Origin of the sequence: Pseudomonas sp. dw_358 (assembly GCF_018449655.1) — a bacterium.
In the GTDB taxonomy this organism is placed as follows: domain Bacteria; phylum Pseudomonadota; class Gammaproteobacteria; order Pseudomonadales; family Pseudomonadaceae; genus Aquipseudomonas.
The window spans coordinates 39,981-51,671 of sequence record NZ_JAAVUX010000013.1 but is presented as its reverse complement, the minus strand read 5'-3'; the positions used below and the strand labels follow the sequence as shown (position 1 = coordinate 51,671).

8 protein-coding genes are annotated in these 11,691 nt (G+C 64.1%); 2 read left to right on the top strand and 6 right to left on the bottom strand.

The window, feature by feature from the left end; genetic code table 11:
• Positions 1–12: 12 nt before the first annotated feature.
• The 4 genes from efeO to HB675_RS18280 all read right to left on the bottom strand — a co-directional run bounded on the left by efeO (position 13) and on the right by HB675_RS18280 (position 3,329).
• Complete coding sequence (efeO, locus tag HB675_RS18295; protein WP_213880097.1) at positions 13–1,209, bottom strand: iron uptake system protein EfeO; 1,197 nt, start codon at positions 1,207–1,209, stop codon at positions 13–15.
• A gap of 7 nt (positions 1,210–1,216) precedes the next feature.
• A complete protein-coding gene (efeU, locus tag HB675_RS18290; RefSeq protein WP_213880095.1) occupies positions 1,217–2,059 on the bottom strand; it encodes an iron uptake transporter permease EfeU in 843 nt (280 codons plus the stop codon).
• A 187-nt stretch (positions 2,060–2,246) separates the two neighbouring features.
• Positions 2,247–2,564, bottom strand: coding sequence for an SCP2 sterol-binding domain-containing protein (locus tag HB675_RS18285; RefSeq protein WP_213880093.1), 318 nt, complete (start codon positions 2,562–2,564; stop codon positions 2,247–2,249).
• 54 nt (positions 2,565–2,618) lie between these two features.
• Positions 2,619–3,329, bottom strand: a complete 711-nt coding sequence (locus HB675_RS18280) for a histidine phosphatase family protein (RefSeq protein ID WP_213880091.1) — start codon at positions 3,327–3,329, stop codon at positions 2,619–2,621.
• A gap of 229 nt (positions 3,330–3,558) precedes the next feature.
• Here HB675_RS18280 and sohB point away from each other — a divergent pair, with 229 nt between their 5' ends.
• A complete protein-coding gene (sohB, locus tag HB675_RS18275) occupies positions 3,559–4,581 on the top strand; it encodes a protease SohB (protein WP_213880089.1) in 1,023 nt (340 codons plus the stop codon).
• 91 nt (positions 4,582–4,672) lie between these two features.
• A complete protein-coding gene (locus HB675_RS18270; protein ID WP_213880087.1) occupies positions 4,673–9,322 on the top strand; it encodes a leucine-rich repeat domain-containing protein in 4,650 nt (1,549 codons plus the stop codon).
• Between the two features lie 65 nt (positions 9,323–9,387).
• On the opposite strand, the gene HB675_RS18265 is transcribed toward HB675_RS18270, so the two are convergent.
• Complete coding sequence (locus tag HB675_RS18265; RefSeq protein WP_213880085.1) at positions 9,388–9,882, bottom strand: DUF934 domain-containing protein; 495 nt, start codon at positions 9,880–9,882, stop codon at positions 9,388–9,390.
• Positions 9,866–11,518, bottom strand: coding sequence for a nitrite/sulfite reductase (locus HB675_RS18260; protein WP_213880083.1), 1,653 nt, complete (start codon positions 11,516–11,518; stop codon positions 9,866–9,868). Before HB675_RS18260 ends, HB675_RS18265 begins: the two co-directional genes overlap by 17 nt.
• Positions 11,519–11,691: the final 173 nt, after the last annotated feature.

The following is an 11,691-nucleotide window of genomic DNA, read 5'->3' as shown; positions in this document are numbered from 1 at the left end:
TTCTTTTCGCAATTACAGGCCGGACAGGCCAAGGGCGGGATCAATTCCGTCGAGTGCATCGGCCAGAGCCTTGGCCTTGTCGGCGATCTGCTTGCGCTGATCGGGGCCGACCTTGTCGTACGGGAGGTACTGGCCGTCGCTGCCGCGCAAGGCGTTCAGCTGGGCATCCAGCGCCGCAACGGCGCTGTCGACCTTGGGCAACAGGTCGGCGGCCGACTTGGCCATGACCGGGCGCAGCAGGTCGACCACCTTGCGCGCGCCTTCCAGGTTGGCGGCGAAGCCGTTCAGGTCAAGGTGGCTGTAGCGTTCCTCTTCACCATTGGTGCGCACATCGGCCAGGCTGCGAATGTTGCGTGAAACAATCAGCACCAACTGTTCGGGCGGCAGGGTCTGGGCCAGCAGCTGGGTCTTGAGGGTGGCGACATCGGCTTGCAGGCGCTGTGCCACAGGTGTCAGGCCTTCCAGGCTGTTCTGTTGGAACAGGCCGTATTCGAGGCGGTGGAAGCCGCCGAATTGCGGGTCCTGCTCACGCTTTTCGAAGTAGTCGGCGCGGGCATTGATGCCGTTGTCCAGTTCTGCCAGGCGCTGGGCGGCCGGGGCCAGCCGCTGGTAGGCACTGCGGGCGGGCAGGTAGAGGGCGCGTGCCTTGTCCAGGTCGCCGGCGGCAATCGCCTGGGCCAGATCATCGGTGGCGTGGATCAGCGCGTTGCCTTGGCTGCTCAGGTAGACGCGGTATTCGGACAGCGGGCCGATGAAGGCGACCATCGACGGGCGGGCCTTGGCGGCGGCGTCGGAGGCGGCGGTCGGGGTGACGTGCAAGGTGCCGCGGGGGTTGCTCAAAAGGCCGCAGGTAATGGCATAGTCGCCCGGTTGCAGGTTGGCGTTGATCACCTGGCTCAGGCCCGGAGCGATGTTTTCGCGTTCTTCGACCACCAGCACGCCGTCGAGGATTTCCCACTCCACGGCACGTTCGGATTTGTTGACGATGCGAAAGCTGGTGCGGCCGGCCGGCACGGTGAGAGCGTTGGGCTCGCAACTCTGCGGGTGAATGTTGACGACGATTTCATCCCCGGCGTTGGCCTGGCGTTTGGCCGAGGCAGTCTTGGAGGCGTAGTAGAACAGGCCACCCGCGGCAATCAGCACCACGGCCGAGCCGATGACAGCGAAACGCATGGCGCGGGGCGGCATGCCGGAATTGGGGTTGGACATGAGAGCCTTACGTATGGGAAACGGGAGTGGGCTTGCCCGCTGCATGGGCGGTAGCGGGCATGAAAAACAGGGTCAGGGTCACGATCAGGTACAGGAAATAGGCCGCCAGCACGCTGACCGTCGGCGCGTCCTGATAGCCGAACATGCCGGCGAGTACCGAGCCGGTGGGGCCGTCCATCGGCAGAAGGGCGCTGATGTCGAACACCACGTCCTGGAAGTGGTTCCACAGACCGGCCTCATGCAGAGCGAGCACCGAATTGGCCAGGACGCCGGCGGCTACCACCAGAATGAACAGGCCGGTCCAGCGGAAGAACAGGGTCAGGTTCATGCGCAGGCTGCCCTTGTACAGGGCCACGCCCACGGCCACCGCCACCAGCAGACCCAACAGCGCGCCCAAGGGGCCGCTGGCACCCTGGCTCTGCTGGAACACCGCCAGCAGGAAAAACACCGTTTCCAGGCCTTCGCGGGCTACGGCGAAGAACACCATGGCGATCAGCGCCCAGACCTGATTGTTGGAGTTGCCCAAAGCTTGTTCGAGGGAGGCTTGCAGGGATTGCTTGACCGAGCGGGCGACCTTGCGCATCCAGAACACCATGGAGGTGAGGATGACCACGGCCAGCAGGCCGACCAGGCCTTCGAAGAGCTCTTGCTGCTTCTGCGGGAATTCGGCACTGACCAATTCCAGGCCGCCACCGACCAGCAGCGCCAGGGCGCCGGCCAGAAAGACACCGATCCAGACCGCCGGCATCCATTGGCCGCGGCCGGTCTGTTTCAGGTAGCTGGCAATGATGCCGACAATCAGCGCGGCTTCGATGCCTTCGCGCAGCATGATCAGGAATGGAACGAGCACAGTGCACCACAATGAGTATCAATAAGTGGTTACGTTTTACCATAATGATAACCATTATTGAATAGATTCCCGTTAAATTCATGGAATCGGGGCGGGATTCATTTGCATTGCGGGGCGGGCGAACAGGAGAGTGCTGCAAGGTGCGGGGCCGCGATGCGGCCCCGGCGGTGTCGCGTCGGATCGGGCCTTAAACCGGGAACAGCTCGCTCAGCTTCATGGCCAGCATCATGTCGCCTTCGGCGCGCAGTTTGCCGCCCATGAAGGCCTGCATGCCGTCGGTTTCGCCGCTGACGATGCCCTTGAGGGTCTCGCTGTCCATCACCAGGGTGACGTTGGCATCCGGATTTTCACCTTCTTCGAGCTCGCAGGTGCTGTCCTTGACGATCAACGCGTAGTGCTTGTCTTCGTCGGTGATATTGAACCCGAACACCAGGTCCAGGCCGGCGGCAGCGGCTGGGTTGAACTTGGCTTTCATGGTGTGTACGGCATCGGCTACGGAGGTCATGGTTCGATCCTTTATCAATAGAGGCGGTGACGGAAGGTCACCTGTGGGCGCCACTCACCGCCAGGTGATGAGCTGCGGCGCGTTCGCCAGTTGCAAGTGTGCATCACTGTTGAAAGTGGCCAGGCTCACGGCGTGCCCGCGAAACTTGAGCACGCTCAGCGAGGTGTTGACGATCTGCCAATTGGCCTCGAAGGCCTCCAGGGCAGGCATCCGGGTGATCAGGTGGAGCAGGCCGGTGATTACCCCGCCGGAGGTGAATATGGCGATGTTGTCGGCCGGCGCGGCGCGGTCGAGCACACGCTGCAGGGCGGCCTGGACCCGTTCGAGGAAGGCGGTCCAGCCCTCTAGCCCCGCCGGGTCGCGGCCGCCTTCGAGCCAGTCGGCGATCAGCAGCGCAAACAGGCGCTGGAACTCGGCGCGGTTGTGCGCGGCGTTGCGCATCACCTCCAGGGCCTGGGGCTCGCTGGCCAGCAAGGCGGGCAACAGGGCGCGGACCAGGCCTTCGGCGTCGAATTCGTTGAAGCCGTTGTCGGTTTCCAGGGCGGGTGCCTTGGCACCGGCTTTCGCCAGTTGGGTCAGGGCCAGGCGCCCGGTGTCCTGCTGGCGCTGCAGGCTCCCGGCCAGACAGCGATCAAGGCGCACGCCGAGGGCGGCGAGGTGATCGCCCACCACTTTGGCCTGGCGAATGCCCACTGGCGATAACACGTCGTAGTCGGCGGCACCGAAAGAGGCCTGGCCATGTCGGATCAGATAGATGCTGCCCACGCCTGCGCTGCCCTTTAAGTTGAAATGCGGCTGGAACGTTTCCCGGAGGTTAGGGGCCTGCCGAAGGGCTGTCAATGATAATTCATACGTCTGTTTGAATGGCCTGTTTGAACCTTCGCCGTGGACAGTGTCTGCCTACGTGCCGGTAGCCGGAGCGGCGGGCTGTCGGTATGCTTCATCGATTCTGTCCCGGCAAACCGCCGGAAGCATTGCATGTAAAGGAGTCACCGTGGATTTTCTTGCCGACTACGCGGGTTTTCTGGCGCGCACCGTCACCTTGGTCGTCGCCATTGTCGTGGTGCTGGTGGTCATTGCTTCGTTGCGCAGCAAGGGCCGCCGCAAGACGGCCGGGCAGTTGCAGGTGGTGAAGCTGAATGATTTTTACAAGGCATTGCGTGAACGTCTGGAAAGCGCGCTGCTGGACAAGGACCAGTTGAAAGCCTTGCGCAAGCAGCAAGGCAAGACCGAGAAGAAGCTCAAGAAGTCCGCCGACAGCAAGGGCCGGGTGTTCGTGCTGGACTTCAATGGCGACATCAAGGCCTCCGCCACCGAAAGCCTGCGCCAGGAAATCACCGCACTGCTGACCCTGGCCACGCCCAAGGATGAAGTGGTGCTGCGCCTGGAAAGCGGCGGCGGGATGGTCCACAGCTACGGCCTGGCTTCGTCGCAGCTGGCGCGTATCCGCCAGGCGGGCGTGCCATTGACCGTGTGTATCGACAAGGTGGCCGCCAGCGGTGGCTACATGATGGCGTGTATCGGCGAGAAAATCATCAGCGCGCCCTTCGCCATCCTCGGCTCGATCGGGGTGGTCGCGCAGTTGCCCAACCTCAACAAACTGTTGAAGAAACACGACATCGATTTCGAAGTGCTCACCGCCGGCGAGTACAAGCGCACCTTGACTGTGTTCGGTGAAAATACCGAGAAGGGCCGTGAAAAGTTTCAACAGGACCTGGACATCACCCATCGTCTGTTCAAGAGCTTCGTTGCCCATTACCGCCCACAGCTGGTGATCGACGACGTGGCCACCGGTGAAGTGTGGCTGGGGGTCGCGGCCATCGACAAGCAACTGGTGGACGAACTCAAGACCAGCGACGAATACCTGGCCGAGCGCGCCAAGACCGCCGATTTGTATCACCTGCATTTTGCCGAGCGCAAAAGCCTGCAGGAACGGATCGGGCTGGCGGCCAGCAGCTCCGTGGAACAGTTGGCCAGCCGCGCCTTCGACACGCTCAGCCAGCAGCGCTTCTGGTAATCGCCGACGTCGGCGGACAATAGCTATGTAACGCTGTCCGCCACGGTATTTTTGCTCCACTGCCGCCCCCTCAAGCAGTGGAGCCATGACCATGGCCAATCTTTCGCCAGCCGTTGTTCGCGGTGGCAAGCCCGCACACTTTGACCTCATCAAGGCCAGCATTCCCGACTGGCTGACCCAGGCGCCCCCGAGCGTCCACCGCCTCTGGCAAGCCGCCCTGAGCGAGCACATCGCCGCCAGCCATGCCGTGCAGGGCGTAATTGATTCACTGCCGACACCCACCGCCTTCGTCGAGCCGCTGCTGACGGCGGCGTTGCACCAGCGTTTCAACCGCGCAGTGGATGTGACGTGTATCGAGCTCTGGCGATTGCGCCATCACAAGGAGCTGTATCCCGACATCCCGCTGCGCTACGTGGGCGAGGCTCAGGTGGCACGCACACGGGTGGCCATTACCCGCCAGACGCTGATCGAGGCCGCCATGGCCAACTTTTCCAGCCTTGAAACGACGGCCTCGGCCTTTGAAGCGGGTTCCACCGTGCTGGCCCCGGGGGTCCCCATTGACTTCGATGCCTATGGCAAAGGCCCTTGGTACGACGCCGCTCAGGTCATCGACATCGCGCCTCATGAGTTTGCCCAGGTCTGCCGCGAGCTGGATCTGGGGCGCCGCTACCAGGATCACTTGCGCGGGGTACTGGAGACGCCTCGGGTCACCGCCCTCCTGCAGGCGGATGTGGCGGCCGATATCCGCCTGCACGCTAACGGCGCGCACGCGCGCCAATGGCTCAGCGATGAAGGCCTGCAGGTGGTGCAGGGCATGCTTGAGGAGGGTCGTGCACAGTGGCATGGCCACCCGGTCCAGGTGTGCGGGCTGCGCATGCTCGGCGCGCTGGATCAGGTCGGCATTGCCTTGCAACGGGCGCTGGTGCTGCAACCTCGGCTCAGCGGGCAGGCGCGCTGTGTGCTCTACCTGGCCGGTGATCCCCATCATCCCGTGCGCGAATATGCTTCGCTGGCCGAGGTGGCCGACTACCTGCGCGGGCAGTTGCGCCAACAAGACTATGGGCTCGGCTTCCTTGGACAGATCGCCCTGGCCGATCGCGCCGAGTTTGCCCGGCGCCTGCATAATGCTCTCAGGCCCCTGCCATTCTGGTCGCTGGGGGCTGGCGAAGCGCAGCGCGTGGACGACCCCGATGCTGACTTGGTCCTGCGCGCGGCAGCGGTGTCCGGTGCTCCTCATGTCTGGCTGCAACAGCGTCAGGTCACCGGGATCCTTGCCGATGCGCGCCGGGTAGTGGTGCCCAACGACGATGAGGATCGCCACGAGCGTGAGGCGCGCCTGGCGCTGTGGGAAGCCATTGGCCTGAACCTGGCCAACGTTGCCGGATTCTTCGTCCCCGGGGTGGGCACCTTGCTGCTGGGGGCGACGGCGGTGCAGTTGCTGGGTGACCTGGTGATCGGCATAGAGCAATGGCAGCACAGCGAACGGGTCGAGGCCCTCGCGCACTTTGCCGATATTGCCCAGACCCTGGCGGTCACCGCCCTGGCGGCCGGGGCGGCGCTGACGCTCAGGCCGTCACCGTTGATGGAGAACCTGTTGCCCGTGCTCGATGGCCAGGGCCGTACGCGCTTGATGAAAGCGACGCTGCACGACTTTGCCCTGAGCCAACCCCTGCCGGCCGACCTGATGCCCAACCGGCTCGGTCAATACCGATTCGACGATGCCGAGCACATCGTGCTGGACGGTCGGGTCTATCGGCTTGCGCACGACCCGGCTGCCCAACGCTGGCGGGTGGTCCACCCTGATCCTGCGCAGTCGGCAGGGGTGGAACTGCGGCACAACGGCCAAGGCACATGGCGGGCGGTCCACGAGCGCGTGGAGCGCTGGAGCCTTGAACAGTCCATGGCTCGGCTGGGGGCCGAAGCCCATGGCCTGGACGGCCCCGTACTGGATCGTTTGCGGCGTACGGCGCGGTTGTCCGAGACCGGCCTGCGCGAGCTGCATCGGCACAACCACAGGATCCCCGCAGCCCTGCGCGAAGCCATGGCCGATGCGCAGGCCCAGCGCCTTGTTGATCGACCTGGAGAGTGGCGCAACGCTGTCGAACTGCGCCTGCCACCGCACGCCCTGTCCACCCCGGCAGGCGCCACGCTGGGCCGCGATTTTCCCGGGTTGCCGCCGTCGCTGGTCGAAGAAATCGCCGCGGGTGCCAGCGCCCCGGAACGCCGGCTGTTAAGCGCGGGAAGGGTGCCGATGCGTCAGGCCGAGCAGGCGCGGCGTGCATTGCAGGATTGGCAACTCGATCGGGCGATCAATGGTCTGTGGCTGCCGGCATGGGCAAGTGTGGACAGCCAGACGCTGTGGCAGGGCACCTTGGCCCGGGTGCCCGAGGGCCTGGCCCCCCAAGCCGGGCGTTTGTGGGTCTACGAGTACGCCGTCGCGCATCGCGACGCGGCTGCTGCGCTGCTCGGCCAGCGCCGGGCGCCAAGCTGGTGGCGCCCGCCGGTCCGCTCGGCCAATGGTCGGGTGGGCTATGCCCTCAGTGGTCGCGGACCGGCGCTCATCGATCCGATCGCGCAGCGCCTGCGGGCCTTGTACCCTGCGGTCACCGATGCCCATTTCAATCAGTTGCTGGCGGAGCTGGGAGAGGATCGCGCGCTGGCCGTGAGCGTCCGGGAGCAGGAGTTTGAAGCACTCGTTCAGCAGTTGGAGCAGTGGCAGGGGGAGGCCGCCGAGTGGGTGGATGGGCTGGGCGTGCGGCTTCCTGTGGAGGTCGCGGATCGCGAGGCGGTGGCCGACGAGATTCGTGCGGCGTGGCGCCGCGAGACCGGGCTGATCTTTGCCGGCATGGATTGGGCCACGGCATCCGACCTGTACTTGGGCGAGCGCCACATCGGGGAGTTGCCGGCGCTGACGGCGGATTTTTCCCATGTCTATTCCCTCGGCCTGAGCGACATGGGGCTGCATGGCGACCCCTCGGCCTTTCTCGCTCGATTCCCCCGAGTGCAGGCGTTGGAACTGCAAAGCAATGCGTTGACCCGAATACCGCCTGCTGTGGAGCACATGACCGAGTTGCGCGGCCTGACGCTGGACGAAAACCCGTTGTCGGCCTCGGACACGATGTTCGATCCCTTGGCTGGATTGGCACATCTGGAATACCTGGTGCTCGGCAATCAACCCGAGGCGCCCCCCTTGCAGGCCCTGCAACGTCTGGCCGGGCTGACACGGCTGTACGAATTCGCGATGCCCAATGTCGGTGCCCTCTTTACCCTGGCCCATTGGCAGGCGCTGCGTGAGATACCGAACCTTGAGCGCTTGTGGCTAGGCAATAATCGCCTGGCACTGACCCCGCCGATGGTCGAGGTCATTGCCGGCATGCGGGGCTTGACGCTGCTGGACCTGCACGGCAATCCCCTGGTACTGGCGCCCGTCGTGGGCGAACTGCATGATTTGCAGATGCTTGATGTGCGCGACTGCGGGCTGACGCAATGGCCCTCCGGCCTGGACGGGCTGATGGCCATTGTGGACGGCCCGTTACGCTCAGTGTGGCTGCAAAACAACCCCATTGTCGAAATCCCGGTGTTGGCCAATCTGGCCTATTTTCGTCGACCGTTACGCTCCTTCAACCTGTCCACCCAGCACCTCGACGCGCTCGGGCTGCAACGTTTGCACCGCGCCCAGCGCGTGCATGCCTGGCAACCGGACTTGGGCCTGGGTGACCTACCCGCGCCGCAGCGACCGAGCTGGCTGGTCGGCGCGACACCTGGGCTGCTGGCCAGTGTCGAGGCGCTGCGCAGCGAACCACGCGCCGGGTACTTTCTTGAGGCGCTGGAGCGTGCCGAGGACATGGCCAGCTATCGTCGCGATCCGCCGGCAGGTCGTGTCCGGGTTCAGGCACTGGTCAGCGCCATCAGCGAGCTAGCACCAGGCGAGGACAGCCAGGGCCTGACCCGTCTGCGTGAAGATTTTTTCGATATTGGCGAGGAAGCCATCACCACCTGTGGTGACGGCATCCAGTTACTGTTGACCCGCTGTGAAACGCTGTTGCTGATCTATCGGGCCGCGGCTCGGCCGGGTGCCGACATGCCGGCGCTGCTGAACACCGCGCGCGGGGTGCTGCGCGCCGAACTGGTGGACGAAGCGGCCCTGCGGATCGTGCAGGGTCGGGAGGCGCGGCAGGGTGCATTGGCCCGTGGTGACCAGGCTCCCGACAGCGCCCTGAGTTCAATGGACGAGCCGGCCCTGGCCATTCAGCCGCTGGCCCTGGATGAGGCTGAAGTACGCCTGCGCCTGCGTCTTGATCTGGCGCAACGGCTGGCGCTGCCGCCCCAGGCGGAGCGCATGCTCTATGCACTGCAGTCTTCGCCGGCTCAGTTGGACCGAGTCCAGGCCTATGTTCTGGCGCAACTGACCGACGCGCGGTTGATTGATTGGCTGGTGGAGCAGCCCTGGTGGCAAGGAATGTTGGAGCGGCGCTCGCCAGAAGCATTGGCCGAGGCTCGCCGGCCCTGGTTGCAGGCTCAGCAGTATCTGTATGAGGTGACAAATGGGGGGGCGCCCGTGACGCCGCTGGCACCGCACGTGCGGGTGCGCCTGGGCGAGCTGTTCCCGGATCGGGAATGGGGAAGCCAGTCGGTGGCACTGAGTGTGGATGAGCAGGAAGTGGTGCGTCAGGCCTTGCTGGCAGGGCAGCGGCAGGCGGAGGGGGAGGCATTGACGCGGTTGACGCAGGCGCTCGTCTAGCGCTGGACCGATGGCAGGGCCGACCGGAGCTCGTACGCGAGCCCGGTCGGCTCTGCAGGTGAACCCTAACGGCGCCGGAACAACGGCAACGGCTCGTCGGTGGCCGCCTGATAGGTCACCGAAAAGTCCTTCAGGCTCTCCAGCGCTTCATACGGGTCCTTGTCCGCCCGCAGCGCAAAGGCATCGAAGCCGCAGCGGTGCAGGTAGAACAGCTGATCACGCAGCACATCGCCGATGGCGCGCAGTTCACCCTTGAAGCCATATCGATCACGCAGCAGGCGCGCATTGGAATAGTTGCGCCCGTCGGTGAAGGCCGGGAAGTTCAGGGCAATGACCTGAAACTGCTGGGCATCCTCGCCCAGCTCTTCGGCTTCTTCGTCAGCGTCCAGCCACACACCCAGGCCGCCATCGCGGGCCTTGAGGGCGTGCGCGTGCTCGCGCCACAGGGCCAGCGGCACGATCAGGTCGTCGCAATTGCTGATACCGTCCAGCGTCGCGTCCTTGGGCAGCAGGTGCCAGGTTTCGTCGACGACGGCGTTGTTCTTAATGATTCGCTGCATAGACGCGCTCCTTGAAGGGATCGATGCCGATTCGCTGGTAGGTGTCGATGAAGCGTTCGTCTTCGGTGCGTTTTTCCACGTACACGTCGATGAGCTTTTCGATCACGTCGGGCATCGCTTCCTGAGCGAAGGACGGCCCGAGGATCTTGCCCAGGCTGGCGTCGCGGCTGGCGCTGCCACCCAGGGAGACCTGGTAGAACTCTTCGCCTTTCTTGTCCACACCCAGAATGCCGATGTGGCCGACGTGGTGGTGACCGCAGGCGTTCATGCAGCCGGAAATGTTCAGATCCAGCTCGCCAATGTCGAACAGGTAGTCCAGGTCATCGAAACGGCGCTGGATGGATTCGGCAATCGGGATCGACTTGGCGTTGGCCAGGGAGCAGAAATCGCCACCGGGACAGCAGATGATGTCGGTCAGCAGGCCCACGTTCGGCGTGGCGAAACCGCCTTCGCGCAGCTCCAGCCAGAGGGCGTGCAGACGGCTCTGCTCGACGTCGGCGAGGATGATGTTCTGCTCGTGGGAGGTGCGCAGCTGGGCGAAACTGTAACGCTCGGCCAGGTCGGCCACTGCATCCAGTTGCTTGTCGGTCAGGTCGCCCGGCGCTACGCCGGTGGGCTTGAGCGACAGGGTCACGGCCACGTAGCCCGGCTTCTTGTGCGCCAGGGTGTTGCGCGAACGCCAGCGGGCGAAGCCGGGGTGCTCGGCTTCCAGAGCACTGTAATCCACGTTTTCCAGGGCCTTGTAGTCCGGGTCGACGAAGTGCTTGGCCACGCGTTGCAATTCGGCTTCGGTCAGCGTGGTGCTGCCACCGCGCAAATGCTCCATCTCGGCATCGACCTTGGCGGCAAAGACCTCGGGGGTCAGCGCCTTGACGAGGATCTTGATCCGCGCCTTGTATTTGTTGTCGCGACGACCATAGCGGTTGTACACCCGCAGGATGGCGTCCAGGTAGCTCAACAGGTCCTGCCACGGCAGGAACTCGTTGATGAACGAGCCGACCACCGGGGTACGGCCCAGGCCGCCACCCACCAGTACGCGGAAACCCAACTCGCCGGCGGCGTTGTGCACCGGCTCCAGGCCGATGTCGTGCACTTCGATGGCGGCGCGGTCGCTGCTGGCACCGTTCACGGCAATCTTGAACTTGCGCGGCAGATAAGCGAACTCCGGATGGAAGGTGGTCCATTGACGAACGATTTCACACCACGGTCGCGGGTCGATCAGCTCATCGGCAGCGACACCGGCAAACTGGTCGGTGGTGACGTTGCGCAGGCAGTTGCCGCTGGTCTGAATGGCGTGCATCTGCACGGTGGCCAGTTGCGCGAGGATGTCGGGGATATCTTCCACCGCCGGCCAGTTGAATTGCACGTTCTGCCGGGTGCTGATGTGGGCATAGCCCTTGTCGAAGTCACGGGCGATCTTGGCCATCATCCGCGTCTGGCGGGAGGTCAGCTGCCCATAAGGTACGGCCACGCGCAGCATCGGCGCGAAGCGTTGGATGTACAGGCCGTTCTGCAGGCGCAGTGGGCGGAATTCTTCTTCGCTCAACTCGCCAGCCAGATATCGGCGGGTCTGATCGCGGAACTGCTTGACGCGGTCCTCGATGATCCGTTGATCGTACTCGTCGTAAACGTACATGATTATCCTGTGGTTCTCAGGCTGTTATCTGGGCCCTATGAGGAACATAGGCGCCACGCATCAGCGCGCACGGCCGCGCACTCCCGACGGAGCCGCCGAAATATACAAGTTTGTTCATATCCGTAAAAGTGAACTTTAACGATAAGCTCATAGCTGAAATCGATAAGGCTCGA